A 23,454-nucleotide genomic window follows, 5' to 3' on the forward strand; every position below is an offset into this window, starting at 1 on the left:
AATTACAGAGCCTTATGCCGCTCTGCGAGATCTTGTACGACCACCTTGCCCGCCGCCGCCAGATTTACCCGATTTCGGTCCATTTGAAGATCTACGTGGACCACCTGATTTCGCCGGCTTATCCACTGACTCACCTTGCGGCTTTTTACCATTGCGAGAATGTTTCTTAAAGCTAAAGGCCTTTGTCTTATTTTTTGATGGTCCAGCTCCACCTGTTTTACCACCACGGCCACCAGGCTTTTTCCTTGCGGGACGCTTCATATCTGTATCTGGGTTCAACAGTTTACAGATCGCAAACCACTTTTCATCATCATCAGGAGAGATAAAGCAAAGGGCTTCACCGTTAGCCCCTGCACGCGCTGTTCGTCCCAAGCGATGGATGTAATCTTCTGGAGATTGCGGAAGGTCAAAGTTAATAACGTGCTCAATGTGAGGAATATCCAAACCACGAGCAGCAATATCCGTTGCAATTAAAATCCGTGTTTTTTGCGCTCGGAAATCTTTGATCACACGCTCACGTTTATTATGACGAAGATCGCCATGAATAGCATCAGAGTCATGACCTTCTTTGCGGAGACGCTTTGCCATCTTATCGGCATTGAACTTGCTTTTAACAAACACAATGATTGAACCGTTACGCTTGTTTAGTTCATCAACAAGCCGTGGATATTTTTCGTTGCGCGTAATATTCGCAGTTTCTTGCTTGATGTTCTTCGCAATTTCATTAGCTGAACCAATAGCTACGCGTTCTGGATTATTCAAATAAGCTTTCGATAGCTTCATAATATTTGCAGGTAGCGTGGCTGAAAACAGCATTGTCTGGCGTTTATACGGCATTTTACTGACGATTTTTTCAATCTGGCTAGCAAAGCCCATATCAAGCATGCGGTCAGTCTCGTCTAACACAAGGTAAGATGTACGATCTAGCTTCAATGTTCCCCGTGAAAGATGATCGTTAATACGGCCAGGCGTACCGATAATAATACGCGGTCCGCGGCGCAAAAAGTTAAGCTGCTTTGGCATTGGTTCACCACCAATAAGAAGCGCTGCCAAAATCTTGGAGTTTTTGCTCACAAAAGTCGAAATTGCTTTATGCACCTGTGCAGCAAGTTCACGAGTAGGTGTAATAACAACAGCCATGTCATCTGGATTTGCCAACAATTTAGCAACCAGCGGCACACCAAATGCAGCCGTTTTACCAGTTCCTGTCTGTGCTGAACCCAGTATATCACGGCCTTCAAGCGCAAATGGAATGGCTTTTAGCTGTACGGGAGTTGGGTTCTTCAAACCAGCGTGGTCTAAACAATGTATAATAGCTTCGGGGAGGTCAAAATCTTTAAAAGTCGTCATGTCGAATCCTTAGGCGAATGAGGAATCATCCGCGTATGTTAATGCGCCTAGCAATTGCGCTGTATGTTCAGACATGATGGATCATGAGATCAAAAAAGGCCTGAGCTTTGGGCAAGCCCGCCAAGCTCTTATGCTTATGGGCCTTTAAGAGTTGCAACACTCTTCTGCCGCTGCAATTACATGTTGATCTTAATAATAGCAAGCCATAATTGTGCATAGCAGCATTGTAGCCAAGATTTTGGTTAATCTCTAACGTAGCCACGAAGCAGAGTTAGTGCCACATTTTTAGTACAACTTTATATACCCAAATTTCTTGACTTTATTGGTTTTCTGGCGTAGTTCAGCCAACAGACGGCGCAATATATTTTGTGCCGTTTATCTTTGTCCAACAAGATATTTAAATATCAGGATCAGGATTTGAGCCGATAATCGTAGTAAAAACAATCGATTATCATTTATGAAGACTGAAAAAGACAGTCATCTGTTCGACTCACAAATGCGTTTTACAGATAGAACTGGACTGAACACTCGAAGGAAAAAAAATGTTCGCAGTCATTAAAACTGGTGGTAAGCAATATCGCGTTACCGCAGGAGACGTTCTCAAGGTAGAGAAAGTTGCTGGCGAAGCTGGTGACATTGTAGAATTCACAGAAGTTATGATGGTCGGTGAAGGCGCATCTGCTACAATCGGTAAGCCACTTGTTGAAGGTGCACTTGTAACTGCTGAAGTCGTTGATCAGGGCCGTGGCCGTAAGATCATCGCTTTCAAAAAGCGTCGTCGTCAAAACTCAAAACGTACTATTGGTCATCGTCAGCATTTCACAACAGTGTCTATTGCTGAAATCTTGACTGGTGGCGCGAAACCTTCAAAGAAAGCTGCTGCAAAGCCAGCAGCTAAGAAGGAAACAGCACCAAAGGCTGCAGCTAAAGAAGCAGCGCCTAAAGCTGAGAAAAAGGCACCTGCTAAAAAGGCAGAAGCTAAATCCGACGAAGTTGCACCATTATTTGCAGCTCCTGAAGGTCCAGCTGATGATCTTAAAAAGATTTCTGGTGTTGGCCCAGTGCTTGAGAAAAAACTTAATGCACTTGGTGTGATGACATTTGCGCAAGTTGCTGCTATGTCAAAAGACGACATTCAGAAACTTGATGATGCATTATCATTCAAAGGCCGCATCGAGCGCGATGACTGGTTAAGTCAAGCTGCCGAATTGGCAAAAGCGTAATTTAGGACTGTAGGAGAAGAAAAAATGGCACATAAAAAAGCTGGTGGCTCATCCCGTAACGGTCGCGACTCTGAATCAAAACGCCTAGGCGTTAAAAAATTCGGTGGCGAAAACGTCATCTCAGGTAATATCATCCTTCGCCAACGTGGCACAAAATGGCATCCTGGTACAGGCGTTGGTCTTGGCCGCGATCATACTATTTTTGCTACAACAGAAGGTAATGTAGAATTTCGTAAGAAGGCCAACGGACGCACGTATGTGTCTGTGATGCCACTCGCGGAAGCAGCGGAATAACCGGAAACGCTCTAAATCATCCGGTGTCTCATCGACCCGGCTGATTCTAAAAAGCCAAATGTTTCAAAAGGGAAGATGAGAGATCATCTTCCCTTTTTTTATTTTCAAGCAGGAGGTTTTTGAAAATGCAATGCCTATCAGATGAACAGTTAAGTGACGAACAAGAAGAACGGATAAGCCAAAGTGACGGACTCAGTATTGAGAAAATTGTGAACGTTACAAAAATTGAAACTCGTCGCCTCACTTTGCGCAAACCGCAGTGTGATGACATAGACGCAATTTCCGATTTGGCAAACAACACTGCGGTCGCCAATATGCTCTCGCGAATGCCTCATCCATATGGAAAGCAAGATGCTGCTGACTTTGTTAACAAGGTCAACAAACTTGCTTCGGGCAATTGCGTCTATGCCATCACACTCACCACGACCGGTGAGATTATTGGATGTTGCGGCATAGAGAAAAAAGACGGGCGCGAGCAAAAGGAAATTGGTTATTGGCTTGGTCAACAATACTGGGGCAACGGATATGCAACCGAAGCTGCCCATGCACTGGTTGATATGGCTTTTGAAGATGAAGAAATAGAAGACCTCGTGGGACATTGCCGAATTGGCAATTACGCATCACGTCGAATATTGCAAAAAAGCGGTTTTCAATTTCTCTCAACAGGCATCGGTTATTGCCTTGCGCAAAACTCCCAAATGCCAATTGAAATTTACCGCCTTGAGCGTGCGATTTGGGCCTCTTTAAGAAACTGGCCCACAACATTTGAACAAGAAACTGAATGAAAGGAGGTTAGACATGTTGGATATAATTAGAAACCATCAGGAACGGGTTGCATTGCAACCTATAGATCACCACCACATTGAAGCGATGACATCGCATTTGGGAAGCGCTGAAGTTTTGGACCGTATGTTGTTCAAACCTCAACCCTTCTCCATTGGCGACGCACAAAGTTTTGTTCTTCGAGCAAAGACAGCCAACCCACTGGACATGCGTGTAAATGCTATCATCAACAAGGAAACGGATGAATTTCTTGGATTGATCAGCATATCAGTCAAAGATAATCACATCATCCCGTCCTTTGGATATTGGATTGGAGAGAAACATTGGAGCCAAGGTTTTGCCACCGAAGCTGTTGGTGTCTTGATCCGGGATATCTTGCCCGATTTTCGGTTTGCTATGTTGCGGGCTGGATGTGAGTTAGATAATATTGCATCCCAACGCGTACTTGAGAAAAACGGATTTCGGCCTCAGGAAACAGCTCCGTTATCGTTCGATAATGGTCGTGAAACAATCGTGAGGTGGTACCAACTTAATCTGGAACCCTATCACGGCTTTGCCCCAATACACGAAAACCAATTAGAAACTGGGGCAATTTACGCCTAAATGTTTTGCCTTTTGATGCAAGCAATTGTATCGAAGGGCAATTGAAACCAAATTCGACAGCTAAGTTGTTGAAATAAGTAGACGGACCTCAACATCATGAAATTTCTCGATCAGGCGAAAGTCTATATTAAATCGGGTGCAGGTGGCGCAGGTTGCGTATCATTTCACCGCGAAAAATATGTCGAATTTGGTGGTCCAGACGGCGGAGATGGCGGCAATGGTGGCAGTGTACTTATTGAGGCCGTGAATGGCCTCAATACACTTATCGATTATCGATATCAACAACATTACAAAGCAAAAACAGGCGTTCATGGCATGGGCAAAAACCGCACCGGCGCCCGTGGTGAAGATGTGGTACTTAAAGTTCCAGCTGGAACTCAAGTTTTTGAGGAAGATAACGAAACCCTTATTTGCGATCTCACAGAAGAAGGTCAACAATTTCGTCTGGCTAAAGGCGGCAATGGCGGCTTTGGCAATGCGCATTTCAAATCTTCAACCAACCAAGCGCCACGCAATGCAAATCCTGGGCAACCCGCAGAGGAAAAAACAATTTGGCTACGTCTTAAACTGATCGCTGATTGCGGATTGGTTGGACTTCCCAATGCGGGCAAATCTACATTCTTATCTAGCGTCACGCGCGCACGTCCAAAAATTGCTGGGTATCCATTTACAACGCTCCACCCTAATTTGGGTGTTGCGACTTCTGATGGCTATGAATTTGTACTCGCTGATATTCCCGGCCTTATAGAAGGCGCCCATGAAGGTGCTGGTATCGGTGATCGCTTTTTGGGCCATGTCGAACGCACAGGTGTATTGTTGCATCTTGTTTCAGCCCAAGAAGAAGATGTTGCGGAAGCCTACAAAATTGTGCGCCACGAATTGGAAGCCTATGGCAAAGGCATCGTTGACAAGCTTGAAATTGTCGCACTGTCTCAAATTGATATTTTGGATGACGAAACCAAAGCTGACAAATTAGCAGCACTTGCCGAAGCCTCCGGTAAAGAAGTGCGTGAAATATCAGCAATTGTTGGAACCGGCATGACCGATATTTTACGCGAGTTACGCAAAATTATTGATACCTCGATAGAGCCAGAGGACGCCGGTTAATGGCCACCTCCCGCAAAGAAATTGCAAAACACAAGCGCGTCGTGATTAAGATTGGGTCAGCGCTTTTGGTTGATCGCAAGGATGGATTAAAAGCTGAATGGCTAACATCCCTTTGTGAGGATATTGCAAGATTGCGGGAGCAAAATATCGACGTTCTAGTGGTATCATCCGGCGCGATAGCCATGGGTCGATCCGTACTATCTATTACGGAGAAACGCTTAAAACTTGAAGAAAGTCAGGCTTGTGCCGCTATTGGACAAATTGCACTTGCACGTGCATGGAGTGAAAAACTTTCAACGCATGACATCGTTGCCGGACAGCTACTGCTTACACTTTATGACACTGAAGAACGCCGCCGATACTTAAATGCCCGAGCAACAACCACTGAACTTTTGAACATGAATTGCGTACCAATTATCAACGAGAATGACACGGTTGCAACGTCAGAGATTCGTTACGGAGATAACGACCGATTGGCCGCGCGCGTTGCTACTATGATTGGCGCGGATTTACTTATTCTACTATCCGATGTTGATGGGCTTTACACAGCATCACCAAGTGAAGACAGGAACGCGGATTTTCTCGACACAATTGATGCGATTACACCGGAAATTGAAGCAATGGCTGGTGATACTGGATCTGAACTTTCGCGCGGGGGCATGCGCACAAAAATCGATGCGGCAAAGATTGCGACCAATGCAGGTTGCGCTATGATCATCGCATCCGGACAAAGACAGAACCCAATTACGGCAATTGATAATGGTGCAAGATCAAGCTGGTTTTCACCGGCAGGAACACCTCGTGCAGCACGTGCGACATGGATTGCAGGGCAGCTTGAACCAGCAGGTGCAATTACCATTGATGATGGCGCGGTGGATGCGCTAAAAAGAGGCCGAAGTTTGCTGCCAGCTGGTATAAAGTCGGTTTCTGGCACTTTCGGTCGTGGTGACAATGTCTCCGTTATCGACATGAATGGAAATGAAATCGCGCGGGGTTTAGCAGCCTATGATGCTGTTGAGGCCAAAGAAATTGCGGGTTTCAAAACCACTCAAATTGAAGATAAATTGGGTTATTCAGGTCGAAGTGCGATGATCCACCGAGACGACCTCGTCATGATGCAAGCCAAAGAGAATAAAGCGGGTTAAAATGGCAGATAAACAAAATTCCTACACAAGCGTTGAACAAATCATGGCTCAGATTGGTGAGCAGGCAACCGCTTCAAAGGCTGCGCTTGCTATTGCATCTCCTGAACGTAAACATGCAGCATTAATAGGCATGGCAGAAGATATTGAGCGGAACGTAAATGAGATTTTGGCGGCCAACGCAATTGACATGGAAAATGGCGAAAAGTCAGGTTTAAGCCCATCATTTCTTGATCGCTTAAAACTTGACGATCAACGCATCCGCGCAATGGCAAATGGCATAAGAGCAATTGCGGAACTAAAAGACCCTATTGGCGATGTGATTGCAGCTTGGGATCGCCCTAATGGCCTTCAGATCGAGCGTGTTCGCACACCACTCGGAACCATTGGTGTCATATATGAAAGTCGTCCAAATGTAACAGCTGACGCTGGCGCATTATGCTTAAAAGCAGGTAATGCCGTTATCCTGCGCGGAGGTTCAGATTCATTTAATTCATCAAATGCAATTCATGCCTGCCTGGTTACTGGTTTAAATGCTGCCAAACTGCCTGAACACGCCATTCAGATCGTACCAACGTCCGACAGAACAGCTGTTGGCGAGATGCTTAAAGGCTTGGATGGGGCAATTGATGTGATCGTTCCTCGCGGTGGCAAAGGGCTGGTAGGGCGCGTACAATCAGATGCACGTGTACCCGTATTTGCGCATCTTGAAGGCCTGTGCCACATCTATGTTGATAAATCTGCAGATGCAGACATGGCAAAAGATATCGTGGTAAATGCAAAAATGCGACGCACTGGTATTTGTGGGTCCGCAGAAACGCTACTCATCGATAAAAATGCTGATCAAAACATCGCCGCAAACCTTATCACCTCCTTGCAGCGCGCGGGATGTGAAGTAAGAGGTTCTGAAGACATTGCCAAAACATTTGCTAATGTGATACTCGCCAAGGAGGATGACTGGTCAACAGAATATCTCGACGCAATTATCTCTGCCAAATTCGTTGATGGAATTACTGGTGCAATCGAACACATCCAGCACTATTCTTCTGGACATACTGAAGCAGTAATCTGTGAGGATACCTCTGTAACAGAGCGTTTTTTCAACGAAATTGATTCCGCTATTCTTTTGCACAACGCATCGACACAATTTGCCGACGGTGGAGAATTTGGCATGGGTGCAGAGATTGGTATCGCCACCGGAAAAATGCATGCACGTGGACCCGTTGGAATTGAACAATTAACATCTTTTAAATATCGCGTTCGCGGCAACGGTCAAACCAGACCAAACTAATCAGGGAAGCGATTGACCAAAAAAGCCAACAAGCAGGACTATCTAAAAATGCCTTTTGTGACAAAAGGTATGCGCGTCGGTTTGTTTGGCGGTTCATTTAACCCACCTCATGACGGTCACGTACTTGTCGCCGAAATGGCATTAAAGCGTCTGAAATTGGATCAAGTTTGGTGGATGGTAACGCCGGGCAACCCGCTCAAAAGTCACAAAGAACTTTTGCCACTTAACGAGCGCATCAAACAAAGCCGGGAAATTTGCAGAGATCCTAAAATTAAAGTCACGGGATTTGAAGCGACATACAAACTGTCCTACACAGCCGAAACACTTGACTTAATAGCTCGCAAAAATCGAGGTGTGAATTTCGTCTGGCTTATGGGTGCTGATAATTTAGCGAGTTTCCATACATGGCAAGACTGGCGCGGCATCGCAGAAACCTTCCCCATTGCAGTCATTGATCGTCCAGGCTCAACCTTATCCTATCTATCATCCAAAATGGCAAAAACATACGCTCATGCAAGACTGGATGAAACTGATGCAAGCGCATTGGCTAACCTCAAACCGCCCGCGTGGACATTCCTGCACGGGCCAAGGTCATCACTATCATCGACAGCCTTACGCAATGCATCCAAGACAACATGATGACACTGTTCATACCCCCATGTAGAATTGACTTGCTTCATAAGTATCTTGCAGACTATTCTAGCACCATGATTGGTTCTTATCCCATCATAGGTATATATTTGAGCATGTTCCACAACGAAAGGAAATCAAGCTGAGAACAGCACACGAAAAGGGAGCAAAAGACGAAAAGCTCTCAAAAGGGAAGAAATCAGGCGATGATGCCGTGAAAGACGCCCTAAAAATCGCTTTAGAATGTCTTGAAGAGGCTAAAGCAGAAGATACAATTACAATTGATATCGGCGGGAAATCATCAATAGGCGACTATATGATTGTTACGTCCGGACGCTCAAACAGACATGTTTCTGCAATTTGTGATCAACTTATCACTGATATGAAGAATGCTGGGCTCGGGAGTGCACGCACCGAAGGCCTTTCAAAAGGTGACTGGGTACTGATCGATTTTGGCGACATTATCATCCACGTTTTCAGACCAGAAATTAGAGAGTTCTACAACATTGAAAAAATGTGGTTGGCTCCAGAAACTGACGAAAAAACAAAACACTGATGAATTGGATTGCTTTTAAATGAGCAATCCTTTGGTTTTCTAACCGGTGACAGACTATAATTTCAACACAGCCAGCTAACATGATCGGTTGGGTCTATCACACATCCTCATCTTAATTTCAGCGGTCGTAACTATGCGCATCTCACTCCACACAGTTGGTAAGCTAAAATCTGGCCCTGAAAGCGAACTAACGAAACGGTATTTGGATCGCTTCAAGAAATCTGGTGCAGGTATTGGACTTGAACTCGCGAAGGTCCTTGAGATTAGTGAAAGCCGTGCAGGGAACGCAAAAGAACGCAAAGCTGACGAAGCTGCGCAACTTGCAAAAGCCTTACCGAACAATTGCAAACTTATCTTACTCGACGAAGGTGGAGATAACATCACATCTGAGGCATTCTCCTCGATGCTAGCGAATTTACGCGATAATGGTGAGCGCGATGTTGTGTTTGCCATTGGAGGCGCGGATGGCCACGACTATACAAGCAAAGAAATGGCCTTTAGATCACTCTCTTTCGGCAAAATGACATGGCCACATCAAATGGCCAGATTTATGCTCGCAGAACAACTTTATCGATCTGTCACGATTTTATCTGGCCATCCATACCACCGATCATAGATCAAATTATGGGTCCAGAAAGGCAGAAGTTGCGCCCTATTCCAAACACATAATTGTGAGATAGATTTGGTTGAGAATTCTAGTCTATCGGCTGCAAATCAGCTAAGAAGGTGACATGCAAAAGAATATTCAGTTCAAAACCATAAGCCTGCACGCGATTTTAGCTGCGGGATTTATGGTATTTTGTTTTGCATATTTCGACGCCGTCGCACAAGAAACAACAGACAGACTTGAGAAAGCACGCGATCAAACAAGCGCTGAACTTGAGGAACTGCAAATTCAACGTGAAGCTAGTGCAAAAGCCCTGGAGCGCCTGAAAACTAAAATCGCAACGCTCAAAAAAGATCAGGATCTTCTGCAAGTTTCACTTAAGGAAGCTGAACAAAAACAAACAAGCTTGAACGCCCGCGCACAAGATAGTCAGGAACGCTTGGCCAAACTCGAAACAGATGAAACCGCTATAAAACTTTCTCTTAGAGATCGAAATGACATCTTGTCCGAAGTGCTGGCAGCTTTGCAGCGATTAGGTAGCAATCCGCCCCCTGCACTTCTTGTCAAACCTGAGGATGCATTATCGTCAGTTCGAAGCGCTATATTGCTGGGCGCTGTCGTACCAGAGATTAGATCAGAAACAGAAAAACTATTAACAGACCTTCAAAAACTGGCTGAAATTCGAGTAAGCATTGATGGTGAGCGGATTGAACTGGCGGAAGCACTCGAACAAAGTATCGAAGAAGAAAAGAAACTGACACGTCTTATTCAAGAAAAAGCCGCTCTGAATGTTGCGAGCCTTCAGCAACTGGAAAAAGAAAAAGTACGTGTTGATGAACTCAAATCCAAATCCAAGGATCTGGAGTTGCTTGTAGCTTCAATCGATGAAGAGGTTCTTTCCATCCGAAAAAATGCCGAAGAAGCACGTATTGCTGAAATTGCGAGACAAAAACGTGTCGCTGAAAACCTGGAAAAAGCACGTGACCTTGCACGAGAAAATACGAAAGATGACAAACAGTTAGCTCCCTCATATGCGTTCTCTGAATTACGCGACACTGTTCCATTTCCAGTAGATGGGATACTTGCCGCAAGTTTTGGAGACGATGATGGAACAGGTGAACCCCTTCAAGGCATTGCACTAGCAGCATCAGAAGAAGCCGAAGTGAAAGCCCCTATTGACGGCTGGGTCGTCTATTCAGGCCCATTCCGCAGTTACGGAAAAATGCTGATTATAAATGCAGGTGAAGGCTATCATTTAGTTATGAGTGGATTGGGCAACTTGAATGTTTCCCAAGGCCAATTCATTGTCAAAGGGGAGCCCATCGCAACCATGGGGCCTCGAAAACAACAAGACAACAAGACATTTGCACTAGCGTCAGGCAAGCCTACGCTTTACATTGAATTGAGGAAAGATCAAAAGACCATTGATTCTGCTCCATGGTGGGCTGACATCACGTCTGGAAGGGTAAGTAATGATACGTAAAATATCGCTTCTCGCTGTTGGCATATTTATGGGAGCCGCAGCAACTAGTTTTATCAAAACAGAAGGCCTGTCTGCAGAAGCGGCAAGTTCTGATACATATCGACAAATATCAATTTTTGGGTCGGTATTTGAGCGCATCCGTGCTGAATATGTCACGCCGCCAGATGAGAAAAAATTAGTACAGAGCGCCATAAGCGGCATGCTGTCTTCACTTGATCCGCATTCCAGTTATCTTGATCAAGAAGCCGCGAATGATATGCGCACACAAACACGTGGCGAATTTGGTGGTCTCGGCATTGAAGTAACAATGGAAGATGATGTGGTCAAAGTCATTACGCCAATCGACGATACGCCAGCTTCAAAAGCAGGTGTTTTGGCAGGTGATTTAATCGTGGAGATCGATGGTGAGGCAGTTCGCGGTCTTTCTCTTGGTGACGCAGTTGATCGCATGCGCGGACCTGTTAATACGCCAATTCTCCTAACGGTTATCCGCCAAGGCGCCGATAAACCATTAGAGATCGAAGTTGTTCGCGATATCATTGCTATTCGTGCTGTTCGCTCTCGTGCAGAAAACGATGTTGGCTATCTTCGTGTTATTTCCTTCACAGAGAAAACATTCAGTGACCTCGATAAAGCTATTTCAAAACTGACCGAGGAAATTGGTGAAGATAAACTCAAAGGGTTTGTCCTGGATTTAAGGCTTAATCCGGGTGGTCTTCTTGATCAGGCAATAAGCGTTTCAGATGCGTTTCTAGATCGTGGTGAAATCGTATCAACACGCGGGCGCGATCCCGAAACTGAACGCCGTTTCAATGCACGCCCAGGTGATCTATCAGGCGGCAAACCGCTCATTGTTATGATTAATGGTGGTTCTGCATCCGCATCTGAAATCGTAGCTGGCGCACTTCAAGACCACAAGCGCGCAACAATCTTGGGAACACGATCTTTCGGTAAAGGTTCAGTTCAAACCATTATACCCATGAATGAATTTGGTTCACTAAGGTTGACGACAGCTCTTTATTACACACCATCAGGTGCATCGATTCAGGGTAAGGGTATTTTGCCTGATATCAAAGTCGACCAGCCAATTCCTGAAGAATTACAGGGACGCGTTCGCGAGACTGGCGAATCCGAACTTCGCGGCCATATTGAAGGCAATCAGGAAGATGAAGAGGGTTCAGGCTCAATCGCATATGTACCACCGGATCCAGAAGATGATGAGCAGCTTAATTATGCATTGCAACTATTGCGCGGCGAAATCGATAACGATGCTTTTCCTCCTATGAAGGATCAGGCTAGCAACAACTAGGCGGGCCGAAACTTTATGCAGTCAGATCTTCACCGTCCTCTAGGCCAGGACAAAAAGAAGAAGAAGGCGAAAACAAATGTTACACCTGCCAGCCTAAAACCATGGCTGGCAGGTTTTGCTATTCTTGCTCTCATTATAGGATCGGCATACACTTCATTTATCAACCCTCCTCTTAAATCTGCCACTCCTGAAAAACCTGAAGCAACCGCTTCAACTGAGGGCGAACCAACCTCTCAAAGCGACAATATTGAAGCGAAGCAAAGCTTAGACACCCCAAACTCTGGAAACAATAGTTTTGCATCTCAATCAGGAACATCAGGCGGCAACATAGAAACATTCACGACTGACGAAGGTCTAAAAGTTACGAAAATTACACCTCGCCCGCGGATCGGTGATGACGCAGTATTTCTTGACGCCCCTAATAAAGGACAAAACCTCCGAATTGCTCACCTTCCGGACCCAGAGATCATAGAAGATACATCTTTAGGACGTCTGCCAATTTATAGCGATGAAGGAAAACGTGCATTTGACGTGTATGCGCGACCGTGGTCGGGTGCACGCGGCACACGTATTGCTATTGTTGTTGGTGGATTAGGACTAAGTCAAACAGGCTCTAATTTTGCGATAGAGACGTTACCGGAAGAGATAACACTCGCATTTGCGGCGAGTGGCAATAGCTTACACCGCTGGATGCAAGACGCACGCAGAAATGGCCATGAGATATTACTCCAAGTTCCTTTTGAACCATTTGATTATCCAAACAACGATCCGGGCCGCGGCACGCTTCTGGTCGATAAAGACCCCAAAGCCAACTTGAAATTGCTCCATGAAGCAATGGGCAGCATAACCAACTATACAGGTATCAGCAACTTCATGGGTGCTCGATTTTTATCTGATCCAGAAGCCCTTGAACCCATAATGCGAGATTTGGCCAGAAGAGGTGTCATGTTCTTCGATGATGGTACATCGTCACGATCACTCACGGAAACATTTTCCAACGCATTGGGGATTCCCTTTGCAGCGAGTGACATGGTTTTGGATACCAAACTTGAGGTTGGAACAATTTTGAAAAAACTTGATGACCTCGAACGCGTTGCACAGCGTAATGGTTCGGCCATTGGAATCGCATCTGCATTTCCAGAAAGTGTTGAAGCCATCGCATCTTGGTCCAATGAAGCCAAGGCGCGCGGAATAGAAATAGTTGGAATTTCTGCACTGGCAGACGATCCGGAACGGAGATAGTATGAGCAAGAAGGTCAAAGCTGAAGATCTACCTTACCGGCCATGTGTTGGTATTATGGTACTTAATAAGGAAGATCAGGTTTGGACTGGTTTGCGCATTAATGAACCACCCGATTCTGAATACCACAATTCTCCATACCGATGGCAGATGCCGCAAGGTGGAATTGATAAGGGAGAAGACCCGCAAAAAGCTTCCTTACGCGAACTTTATGAAGAAACAGGCATGAAGACAGTCTCGCTATTGGCAGAAACGAACGACTGGCTAACTTATGACCTACCGGATGAACTTATCGGGACAGGTCTTAAAGGGAAATGGCGCGGCCAAAAGCAAAAATGGTTTGCTTATCGCTTTGAAGGCAATGAATCTGAAATCCAAGTAAACCCACCTGTTACCGGTGAGAAGGCCGAATTTGAAGAATGGGCGTGGAAACCCATGCATAAACTCCCTGATCTAATTGTGCCATTCAAGCGCGAGCTCTATAAAAAGATAGTGGATGAATTTTCTAATTTGATGGGGAAACGATGAAAACATTCGGTGGTGAAAATACAGATTTTGATGAGGTGATTAGCCGAATTGGAACTCATTCAGAGAAATGGGATTCAATGGAAACAGTCTTTGGCGTATCTCCTCACGCAGGCATTGCCATGTGGGTGGCAGATATGGATTTCCGCCCGCCGAAGTGCGTGTCTGACGCGGTCAAGAACATGCAAGAACACGGTATTTTTGGCTACTTTGGCGATGATTCCGACTATAAAGCGGCCATCAAATGGTGGATGAAGGAAGTACATGGTTGGGATATTGAACCAAACTGGGTGTTTACAACGCATGGGCTTGTAAACGGCACATCTATCTGCGTCGACACTTTCACAAAAGTCGGTGATGCCGTCGTTCTTTTCACACCAGTTTATCATGCATTTGCTCGCGTAATTGAAGCAGCAGATAGAAGCGTAACCGAATGTCCATTAGTCATTGAAAATGGCCGCTATGTTTTTGATTTTGAAGCCTATGAAAAACTTCTCACCGGAAAAGAAACAATGCTTATCCTTTGCTCCCCGCATAATCCGGGCGGCACTGTTTGGATGCGGCAGGAGCTGGAAGCATTAGCAGAGTTTGCGAAGAAGCACGACCTTATAATTGTCTCTGATGAAATACATCACGACTTAATAATGCCTGGGCAAATGCACATACCGATGGGCAACATTAAGAAGGACATTACTGATCGTCTGGTGATGATGACCGCACCGACGAAAACTTTTAATATCGCTGGATGTCATACAGGTAATGTCATTATTGAAGATCCAAAATTGCGTTCCAAATTTGGGAAACGCATGAAAGCTTTAGGCATATCTGGGAACGCATTTGGTATGATGATGACCGAGGCTGCCTATTCCCCGGAGGGAGCATATTGGGTTACATCACTCATGAAGTATATTGACGAGAACGCCCGCGTTTTTGACGAAGCTATTATGGATATTGATGGCGCTGTATCTATGGGTTTGCAATCTACATATCTTGCATGGGTGGATTTTTCCGGAACCGGATTGGCTCCAGAGGACGTTATCGAACGCGTTCAAGAAGGTGCGGAAATAGCTGCAAGCCATGGCGCTACTTTTGGCACCGGTGGCGAAACCTATCTGCGCTTTAATATCGGCATGCCGCGTGTTCAGTTGGTGGATGCGATCACACGCCTTAAGAAGGCATTTGCTTAGTAAACAATATAAAACCACCCAGAATAAAACTGGGTGGTTCCAAATAAATCAAAACAAATTTTGTATTTTACACGGCAGCTTTTAGCTCTTCTAATTGAGAAGCAAAAGCACTCAAGCGTGTCTTATCAGCATCGCCGACAGCAGCTTCTGCGGCGTCATTCGCGGCCTTGATACGTGTATCCAACTCACCATCTTCTAGTGCATCAACAGCAACAGCCGATTCTGCTAACAATGTGCAACCAGCTGGTACGATATCAGCAAAGCCGCCAAAAACGACATATTTGCTCGTGCCTTCAGCGCCTTCAACAGTAACGATACCCGGCTTAACTGTGCTCATTGTTGGAGCATGGTTTGCCATTACAGTCATTTCACCTTCTGAACCAGGCAACACGACCGACGTTACTTCTGCAGATAGCAAAAGTTTTTCAGGAGAAACGAGTTCAAATGTAAATGTGTCAGCCATGACGTAACGTCCAGTTTAGAACAGATGTAAAATCAAACAGTAGAGTTATGTGCGAGCTCAAAAATGAACCCGCACATATGCAATTTATTAGGCAGCTTCAGCAGCTAGTTTCTTAGCTTTTTCAATTGCCATGTCGATGCCACCAACCATGTAGAAAGCTGATTCTGGAAGGTGATCATAATCACCAGCAACCAAGCCTTTAAATGAGTTGATTGTATCTTCAAGATCAACCAATTGACCAGGAGCACCAGTAAACACCTCAGCCACAAAGAATGGCTGTGACAAGAAGCGCTCAACCTTACGAGCACGTGCCACTGTAACTTTATCTTCTTCAGACAATTCATCCATACCCAAGATGGCGATGATATCTTGAAGAGATTTATAGCGCTGTAGAATTTCCTGAACAGAACGAGCAACCTCATAATGCTCATCACCAACAATTTGCGGATCGAGCATACGAGAGTTTGAATCCAGTGGATCCACAGCTGGGTAAATACCCTTTTCAGAAATCGCACGGTTCAACACTGTTTGCGCATCCAAGTGAGCAAATGTTGACGCAGGCGCCGGATCGGTCAAATCATCGGCAGGCACATAAACGGCTTGCACAGATGTAATAGAACCTTTTGTTGTTGTCGTAATACGCTCCTGCATGGAACCCATATCTGTTGACAATGTTGGCTGATAACCCACAGCTGATGGGATACGACCCAACAGCGCCGACATTTCAGAACCAGCTTGTGTAAAGCGGAAAATATTATCAACGAAAAACAACACGTCCTGACCTTCATCACGGAACTGTTCCGCAATTGTTAGACCAGTAAGAGCAACACGAGCACGCGCTCCTGGAGGTTCATTCATTTGACCAAACACGAGAGAACACTTAGAGCCTTCGCCGCCGCCTTCTACGTTCACGCCTGATTCAATCATCTCATGGTAAAGATCGTTACCCTCACGAGTACGCTCACCCACACCAGCAAACACTGAATAACCACCGTGTGCTTTCGCAATGTTGTTGATCAATTCCTGAATAAGAACTGTCTTACCAACGCCAGCACCGCCAAAGAGGCCAATTTTACCACCACGCGCATATGGCGCTAGCAAATCAACAACTTTAATACCAGTTACAAGAATTTCAGCTTCAGTAGACTGTTCTGAGAAATCAGGAGCATCTTGGTGAATACCACGACGTGCTTTTGTCTTAACAGGACCAGCATCATCAACAGGCTCGCCAATCACGTTCAAGATACGACCTAGTGTTTCATCACCAACCGGAACCATGATGGCTTCACCAGTATCAGTAACTTCCTGACCACGAACAAGGCCTTCAGTCGAGTCCATCGCAATCGTACGAACTGTATTTTCGCCCAAATGCTGCGCTACTTCAAGAACAAGGCGGTTACCCACATTTGTTGTCTCAAGAGCATTCAGGATTTTTGGAAGGTGACCTTCAAAGGAAACGTCAACCACCGCACCAATAACCTGTGTTACTTTACCAACTGCTGCACCAGCTGCTGCTGATTTAGTTGCCGCAGCTTTCTTAGCTGGAGCACGTTTCGCAGGCGCTTTTTTAGCTGGCGCTTTTTTTGCTGCGGTCGTCTTAGTCGTCGCTGCTTTTGCCATAGTTATAAACCTCTTCGTCTCGACTTAGAGTGCTTCCGCACCCGAGATAATCTCAATCAATTCTTTTGTAATTTGTGCTTGACGCTGGCGGTTGTAGCTCATTGTCAATTTATCGATCATATCGCCAGCATTACGTGTTGCATTATCCATCGCGCTCATTTTAGCGCCCATTTCACCAGCAACATTCTCCAGCAATGCACGCAAGATCTGTACTTTGATATTGCGTGGAATGATATCTTCTAGGATTGCACCAGCATCAGGCTCATATTCGTAAGCCGCATCGGAGCCGTTTGCTGCATCTTCACCTTCGGTTGCCTCAAGTTTAGCAGGGATAAGCTGCTGAGCAGTGGGAACCTGTGAAATTACAGACTTAAACTCTGAATAGAAGAGTGTGCAAACATCAAATTCATTAGCATCGAATAAAGCAGATACACGACTTGCAATATCTTCAGCATTGACAAAACCAATGTTCTTAACTTCACGCAAATCAACGCGATCAATAATTTGATTAGCAAAATCTCGCTTCAGTTGATCAAAGCCTTTTTTACCAACGCAAAGAATTTTAACATCTTTACCTTCGCTTTGCAGCTTTTGAGCATGTAAACGGGCGTGACGTGCAATTTGCGTATTAAAACCACCGCAAAGACCACGTTCTGCTGTACAAACAACGAGCAGATGCGTGTCATCTTTGCCAGTGCCAGTCATTAAACGCGGCGCATCATCACCACCAACAGCACCGGAAATATTTGCCATAACAGATGCCATGCGCTCCGAATAAGGGCGCGCAGCTTCAGCAGCTTCTTGTGCACGACGCAGTTTAGCAGCCGCAACCATTTGCATGGCCTTGGTGATTTTCTGCGTCGCCTTTACTGAGGCAATCCGGTTTTTCAGATCCTTTAAAGAAGGCATCCGTTCCGTCCTTAGTTGAGCCTAATTAGGCAAAAGTTTTCGCAAATGAATCAAGCGCAGCTTTAAGCTTTTCCTTGATTTCATCAGTTACAGCCTTCTTCTCAGCAATTGCTGCAAGAATGTCTTTACCTTCACCACGCATGTAGGAAAGCAAGCCTTGCTCGAATGGGCCAACTTGCTTGACATCCAATTCATCAAGATAACCGTTCACACCAGCAAAGATAACTGCAACTTGCTCTTCTGTTTTCAACGGTGAGAACTGTGGTTGCTTAAGCAACTCAGTCAAACGCGCACCGCGATTAAGAAGACGCTGAGTAGAGGCATCCAAATCAGAACCGAACTGGGCAAACGCTGCCATCTCACGATACTGAGCAAGCTCACCTTTAATAGAACCAGCAACCTGTTTCATCGCTTTAATTTGAGCTGATGATCCAACACGAGACACTGACAGACCAACGTTCACCGCAGGGCGGATACCTTGGTAAAACAGTTCAGTTTCCAAGAAAATCTGACCATCCGTAATAGAGATCACGTTTGTTGGAATATAAGCTGACACGTCATTGGCTTGAGTTTCAATAATAGGCAAAGCTGTTAGTGAGCCAGAACCATTATCTTCGTTCAATTTAGCTGAACGCTCAAGAAGACGGGAGTGAAGGTAGAAAACATCACCAGGATAAGCTTCACGGCCCGGAGGACGACGAAGCAGAAGTGACATTTGACGATAAGCAACAGCTTGTTTTGACAAATCATCGTAGCCGATCAGAGCATGCTGACCATTGTCACGGAAATATTCGCCCATTGTACAAGCAGCAAATGGAGCCAAGAACTGCATAGGAGCAGGATCAGAAGCAGTCGCAGCAATCACGATTGAATATTCAAGCGCACCACGATCTTCAAGAACTTTAACGAACTGAGCAACAGTTGAACGCTTTTGACCAACAGCAACATATACACAATAAAGCTTATCAGCTTCATTATCCGCATCATGTGCAGGCTTCTGGTTCAGGAACGTATCCAAAAGGATCGCTGTTTTACCAGTTTGACGGTCACCAATAACCAATTCACGCTGACCACGACCAACAGGGATCAAAGCATCAATCGCTTTAAGACCAGTTGCCATTGGCTCATGCACGGATTTACGAGGCATAATACCAGGCGCTTTAACATCCACACGGGCACGTTTCTTCGCCTTAATTGGGCCTTTGCCATCAATTGGGTTACCAAGCGCATCAACAACACGACCGAGCAATTCAGGACCAACTGGAACATCCACGATGGCGCCTGTACGTTTAACAACGTCGCCTTCTTTAATGTCACGGTCGGAACCGAAGATAACAACACCGACATTGTCGGCTTCCAGGTTAAGCGCCATGCCGCGAATTCCACCAGGGAATTCGACCATTTCACCAGCCTGTACGTTATCAAGGCCATATACGCGAGCGATACCATCACCCACGGACAACACTTGACCGACTTCTGAGACTTCTGCCTCATCGCCGAAATTTTTAATTTGATCTTTTAGGATTGCGGAAATTTCCGCGGCACGAATGTCCATCAGCCAACCTCTTTCAATGAGAGCTTAAGGGTGGAAAGTTTAGTACGTAAAGACGTATCGATTTGGCGAGATCCAATCTTTACAATCAAACCACCCAATAAAGAAGGATCAACCGTTAGATTGATCGCAACTGTCTTGCCAGTAACGCTTTTAAGCGTCGCCTGCAATTCTTTGGTTTGCGCAGCGCTCAGACTATGAGCGGATTTAACATCAGCAGTTACTTCGCCGCGATGACGAGCAACAAGCTCACGAAAGCCAGCAATAACTGCAGGCAGTGTGAACAGGCGCTGATTTTGCGCAACAACTTTGAGGAAATTTCCAGTCAAACTGGAAACCTTTGCCTTAGTCACTAAAGCAGAAATTGCTTTAAGTTGATCTTCGGCAGAAAAAACGGGACTAGCGATCAATCGGGTTAGATCTTCGCTTCCCTTAATCATGGCATCAAAGCTGGAAAGCTCTTTACCTACTTTGTCGATGGACTTTGCTTCAAGAGCAAGATCAAACAATGACGAAGCATATCGTTCTGCAACACCGGAAATGAGATTGGAACTGTCAGCCACGGGCAATTTTCTCTGTTCTGGTCAAGCAACTACCAAATTGGGAGGACCCAAAGTATCGCTACTTAAATTATTACGATTTATTTCTAGAAACTTACGACCGAAGCCACAATATTTCCTTATTTCGCGGTTCACTAGCATAGGAAATTCTGACAGGCAACACACCTTAGACAGCAAAATTGCGACAAAATAGGCATTATCAACAAGTTGAAAATTTGAAATCCTTATAAGTTGCTGATTTTAAATTACATTTTCAAAAATAACCAAATGCATATAATGTTGGTAAAATGCCTAGTGCAGCTTCAATCGGCCAAGAAATCCAATTGTACTTGGTATTTCCTTTATCCAGCACCATGGAGACAATGCGTCCGAAAGCCGTAAACAGCCAGCTTACGCCCAATGTGAGGTATAAAAGCGGTTGTGCTAGCAAAATGCAGCTGAACCCAACTCCAAAATAGAAACCAGCCATCGTAGCGCGTGATTCTGAAACTGCAGATGGCACATCCGGGAATGTTTGAAGTCTGAGAATACGAAGTGAAAGCCGCGGCATAAAGAAAAGCAGAACGGCAAAGAGGATGGTCACCACTGCACTCGCAAAGGCAGCCCACTCACCAGGGCTCGTCGGGAAATAAAAATCAATCATATTTTCTTGTCTCAGGTTTATCAGTTATAATCACTACGTTTTAGTCTAACTAATAGATTTATCCTTGCGTTCCAAGTGTCATTTAAACTTGCGTTCAGCCAAGGCATCTGCCGAAATAACTAAAAACCTCAAAGAAAACTTTGCGGATCAATGTCGATTTGAACTTTCAATGAACCGCGTTCTTTCGGTCCTTTATCTATCATCGCTCGAATGAAGCCCTGTAGGTCGGCGCCGCGCGGCCCATGAATGAGGAGCCGCATGCGATAACGACCACGCACGAGTGCCAATGGTGCATCTGCAGGACCTAAAATTGAGAACGGACTTTGATTAGGTGCTCCTTGCCGCAAACCTTTCCCATGTTGCTCCGCATCACTACGTTGATTGGCAGAAATAATAATAGATGCCAAACGACCAAATGGCGGCAGTTTCGCGCGGTCGCGTTCCAAAGTTTCCCGCTCATAAAACATATCCGCTTCGCCCGACACCAAAGCCTGCATAACAGGATGCTCCGGCTGATAAGTCTGAATGAGCCCCTGGCTTTTACGCCCCGTCCGTCCAGCACGGCCAGTAACTTGAGATAGCAATTGATAGGTTCTCTCAGCGGCCCGCGGATCACCATTTGATAATCCAAGATCAGCGTCTACCACACCAACGAATGTCATCAGCGGGAAATTATGCCCTTTTGCCACCAATTGAGTGCCAACGATAATGTCTGCTTCCCCTTTTGCAATCGCATCCAATTCAAGACGCAATCGCTTGGAACCGCCAGCCATATCTGAGGACAAAACAATCGTTCGCGCATCCGGAAAGTGCTGATCAAGCTCTTCGGCTATTCTCTCAACGCCGGGACCACAAGCCACCAGATGATCCAGTGTTCCACATTCAGGGCATGATTCATGCACAGGCTCATGGTGCCCGCAATGATGGCATTGAATTTGTTGTCTAAAACGATGTTCAACAAGCCAAGTCGAACAATTTGGACATTGAAAACGGTGACCGCACACGCGACATAATGTAAGCGGTGCGTACCCCCGACGGTTCAGAAATAGAAGCGCCTGCTCCTTTTTCTCAAGCGCCTTGCGAACACCATCAAGCGTTATAGGTGATAAAAACCCACCCCGCTTCGGTGGGTTCTTGCGCAAATCCACCATTGATAAATCCGGCAATGCAGCATCAGAATAGCGTTTCGATAAAACAACACGCTTATATCTATCCTGCTCCGCATTTACATGGCTTTCCAAAGAAGGTGTTGCTGAGGCTAAAATAATGGGAATATCCGCCAACTGCGCCCTCACTACCGCCATATCCCGCGCATGATAAAAAACCCTATCTTGCTGCTTATAAGCAGGATCATGTTCTTCATCGACAATGATCAAGCCAAGATTATCAAATGGAAGAAACAATGCGCTCCGAGCGCCGGCTACAACACGAACTTGCCCTTCGATAACCTGGCGCCAGACACGCTCTCGCATTCGAGGGGCAATATCAGAATGCCATTCTCCAGGAGGTGCGCCAAACCGATTCTCAAATCTTTTAAGGAAAGAAGAAGTAAGCGAAATCTCCGGCAAAAGAATAAGAGCCTGCTTGCCCTTTTCAAGCGCATCGGCGATCGCCTCAAAATACACTTCTGTTTTACCAGAACCAGTCACACCATCCAGGAGTATCGGTTGAAACGTACCCGGTTTGACATATTCAATAAGCTCATCTGCACCTCTTACTTGTGCATCCGTTAAATCAGCAGTTCCATAATCAGTATCAGGCTTAGCCACAACGGGGGGCGCAGGTAGCATTACGGTTTTAAAAACGCCCTGTTTTGTTAAACCATCGACCACGCTTGGCGTAACCCCAGCGACATGGGCAAGTCCGGATTTACTCCACGCCATGCCATCTTCTGCAAATTCTAAAACACGACGACGAGCATCCGTTAAACGTTCGGGTGTTTGGCCTGTGTACTGCAAGGCTGCAATCATCGGTTCGGGGTCAAGCGCCGCTGGCGCCCGCAATGCCATTTTTGCAACATACCCTGGAGGCGAGAGTGTATAATTGCTCACCCAGTCAACGAACCGCCGCATCGCTTTGTCGATAGGTGGGCAGTCAAAAACCTCGCTAATAGATTTAACTTTTTTTGCATCAATATTATCGCAGTCACCGTCCCAAACGATGCCGATAACCTGTCGAGGACCAAGCGGAACTTTGACAATTGATCCCGGCTCAACCGCTTGGTCTTCGGGAACTGCATAGGTAAACGGACGATCCACAGGCATTGGCACCAAAACTGGAACCAATTGCGGCAAAGCATTTTTAAAAAGTTCATTTTGCGAATCAGTATTCATATATTACGTGACCTTGCCGCCAGTTTGGTTTAAAGGAAAGCACA

General features: G+C 45.6%; 22 protein-coding genes and 1 pseudogene. 15 read left to right on the forward strand and 8 right to left on the reverse strand.

Going from position 1 to position 23,454, the window contains the following annotated elements; all coding sequences use genetic code 11:
* Nucleotides 1-12: 12 nt before the first annotated feature.
* On the reverse strand, nucleotides 13-1,350 hold the full coding sequence (locus G3W54_RS11620) for a DEAD/DEAH box helicase (RefSeq protein WP_162653196.1): 1,338 nt from the start codon (nucleotides 1,348-1,350) through the stop codon (nucleotides 13-15).
* Between the two features lie 542 nt (nucleotides 1,351-1,892).
* Here G3W54_RS11620 and G3W54_RS11625 point away from each other — a divergent pair.
* The 15 genes and pseudogenes from G3W54_RS11625 (at nucleotide 1,893) to G3W54_RS11695 (ending at nucleotide 15,330) form a co-directional block, all read left to right on the forward strand.
* A complete protein-coding gene (locus G3W54_RS11625; protein ID WP_162653197.1) occupies nucleotides 1,893-2,573 on the forward strand; it encodes a 50S ribosomal protein L21 in 681 nt (226 codons plus the stop codon).
* 24 nt (nucleotides 2,574-2,597) lie between these two features.
* Nucleotides 2,598-2,867, forward strand: a complete 270-nt coding sequence (gene rpmA / locus G3W54_RS11630) for a 50S ribosomal protein L27 (protein ID WP_162653198.1) — start codon at nucleotides 2,598-2,600, stop codon at nucleotides 2,865-2,867.
* A 125-nt stretch (nucleotides 2,868-2,992) separates the two neighbouring features.
* Nucleotides 2,993-3,652: a GNAT family N-acetyltransferase gene (locus G3W54_RS11635; protein ID WP_162653199.1), complete on the forward strand. Its 660-nt coding sequence runs from the start codon at nucleotides 2,993-2,995 to the stop codon at nucleotides 3,650-3,652.
* 13 nt (nucleotides 3,653-3,665) lie between these two features.
* Entirely contained in the window at nucleotides 3,666-4,253 is a 588-nt protein-coding gene (locus G3W54_RS11640; RefSeq protein WP_162653200.1) for a GNAT family N-acetyltransferase, read from the forward strand.
* Between the two features lie 96 nt (nucleotides 4,254-4,349).
* Nucleotides 4,350-5,360 carry a GTPase ObgE gene (obgE, locus tag G3W54_RS11645; RefSeq protein ID WP_162653201.1) on the forward strand — a complete coding sequence of 337 codons (1,011 nt, stop codon included), beginning with the start codon at nucleotides 4,350-4,352 and terminating at the stop codon, nucleotides 5,358-5,360.
* On the forward strand, nucleotides 5,360-6,505 hold the full coding sequence (proB, locus tag G3W54_RS11650; protein ID WP_162653202.1) for a glutamate 5-kinase: 1,146 nt from the start codon (nucleotides 5,360-5,362) through the stop codon (nucleotides 6,503-6,505). Before obgE ends, proB begins: the two co-directional genes overlap by 1 nt.
* A 1-nt stretch (nucleotide 6,506) precedes the next feature.
* A complete protein-coding gene (locus G3W54_RS11655; protein ID WP_162653203.1) occupies nucleotides 6,507-7,793 on the forward strand; it encodes a glutamate-5-semialdehyde dehydrogenase in 1,287 nt (428 codons plus the stop codon).
* Between the two features lie 48 nt (nucleotides 7,794-7,841).
* On the forward strand, nucleotides 7,842-8,432 hold the full coding sequence (locus G3W54_RS11660; RefSeq protein ID WP_162653683.1) for a nicotinate-nucleotide adenylyltransferase: 591 nt from the start codon (nucleotides 7,842-7,844) through the stop codon (nucleotides 8,430-8,432).
* Between the two features lie 214 nt (nucleotides 8,433-8,646).
* Nucleotides 8,647-8,979 (forward strand): annotated as a pseudogene (gene rsfS, locus G3W54_RS11665) (ribosome silencing factor); the annotation flags it as partial.
* 133 nt (nucleotides 8,980-9,112) lie between these two features.
* Nucleotides 9,113-9,595: a 23S rRNA (pseudouridine(1915)-N(3))-methyltransferase RlmH gene (gene rlmH, locus G3W54_RS11670; RefSeq protein WP_162653204.1), complete on the forward strand. Its 483-nt coding sequence runs from the start codon at nucleotides 9,113-9,115 to the stop codon at nucleotides 9,593-9,595.
* Between the two features lie 115 nt (nucleotides 9,596-9,710).
* Nucleotides 9,711-11,069, forward strand: a complete 1,359-nt coding sequence (locus G3W54_RS11675) for a peptidoglycan DD-metalloendopeptidase family protein (protein ID WP_162653205.1) — start codon at nucleotides 9,711-9,713, stop codon at nucleotides 11,067-11,069.
* On the forward strand, nucleotides 11,059-12,378 hold the full coding sequence (locus G3W54_RS11680) for a S41 family peptidase (RefSeq protein ID WP_162653206.1): 1,320 nt from the start codon (nucleotides 11,059-11,061) through the stop codon (nucleotides 12,376-12,378). Before G3W54_RS11675 ends, G3W54_RS11680 begins: the two co-directional genes overlap by 11 nt.
* A 15-nt stretch (nucleotides 12,379-12,393) precedes the next feature.
* Nucleotides 12,394-13,620 (forward strand): divergent polysaccharide deacetylase family protein, encoded by a 1,227-nt coding sequence (locus G3W54_RS11685; protein ID WP_162653207.1) that lies wholly within the window; start codon nucleotides 12,394-12,396, stop codon nucleotides 13,618-13,620.
* 1 nt (nucleotide 13,621) lies between these two features.
* Complete coding sequence (locus G3W54_RS11690; RefSeq protein ID WP_162653208.1) at nucleotides 13,622-14,146, forward strand: RNA pyrophosphohydrolase; 525 nt, start codon at nucleotides 13,622-13,624, stop codon at nucleotides 14,144-14,146.
* Nucleotides 14,143-15,330, forward strand: coding sequence for a MalY/PatB family protein (locus G3W54_RS11695; RefSeq protein ID WP_162653209.1), 1,188 nt, complete (start codon nucleotides 14,143-14,145; stop codon nucleotides 15,328-15,330). Before G3W54_RS11690 ends, G3W54_RS11695 begins: the two co-directional genes overlap by 4 nt.
* Nucleotides 15,331-15,397: 67 nt before the next feature.
* Here G3W54_RS11695 and G3W54_RS11700 read toward each other — a convergent pair whose 3' ends face one another.
* The 7 genes from G3W54_RS11700 to G3W54_RS11730 form a co-directional block, all read right to left on the reverse strand.
* Entirely contained in the window at nucleotides 15,398-15,793 is a 396-nt protein-coding gene (locus tag G3W54_RS11700) for a F0F1 ATP synthase subunit epsilon (protein ID WP_162653210.1), read from the reverse strand.
* Nucleotides 15,794-15,880: 87 nt separating this feature from the next.
* Entirely contained in the window at nucleotides 15,881-17,413 is a 1,533-nt protein-coding gene (gene atpD / locus G3W54_RS11705) for a F0F1 ATP synthase subunit beta (RefSeq protein WP_162653211.1), read from the reverse strand.
* A gap of 24 nt (nucleotides 17,414-17,437) precedes the next feature.
* Nucleotides 17,438-18,322 (reverse strand): F0F1 ATP synthase subunit gamma, encoded by an 885-nt coding sequence (locus tag G3W54_RS11710; RefSeq protein WP_162653212.1) that lies wholly within the window; start codon nucleotides 18,320-18,322, stop codon nucleotides 17,438-17,440.
* Nucleotides 18,323-18,347: 25 nt separating this feature from the next.
* The gene (gene atpA, locus G3W54_RS11715; RefSeq protein ID WP_162653213.1) at nucleotides 18,348-19,877 is read right to left on the reverse strand and encodes a F0F1 ATP synthase subunit alpha; all 1,530 of its coding nucleotides are present in this window, start codon (nucleotides 19,875-19,877) and stop codon (nucleotides 18,348-18,350) included.
* Nucleotides 19,877-20,437, reverse strand: a complete 561-nt coding sequence (locus G3W54_RS11720; protein WP_174244227.1) for a F0F1 ATP synthase subunit delta — start codon at nucleotides 20,435-20,437, stop codon at nucleotides 19,877-19,879. The genes atpA and G3W54_RS11720 overlap by 1 nt, the downstream gene beginning before the upstream one ends.
* A gap of 250 nt (nucleotides 20,438-20,687) precedes the next feature.
* Nucleotides 20,688-21,074, reverse strand: a complete 387-nt coding sequence (locus G3W54_RS11725; RefSeq protein WP_162653685.1) for a DUF4345 family protein — start codon at nucleotides 21,072-21,074, stop codon at nucleotides 20,688-20,690.
* 131 nt (nucleotides 21,075-21,205) lie between these two features.
* Nucleotides 21,206-23,410, reverse strand: a complete 2,205-nt coding sequence (locus G3W54_RS11730; RefSeq protein WP_162653215.1) for a primosomal protein N' — start codon at nucleotides 23,408-23,410, stop codon at nucleotides 21,206-21,208.
* Between the last annotated feature and the right edge of the window lie 44 nt (nucleotides 23,411-23,454).

The sequence above is a fragment of the Lentilitoribacter sp. Alg239-R112 genome (assembly GCF_900537175.1).
Classification (GTDB): domain Bacteria; phylum Pseudomonadota; class Alphaproteobacteria; order Rhizobiales; family Rhizobiaceae; genus Lentilitoribacter.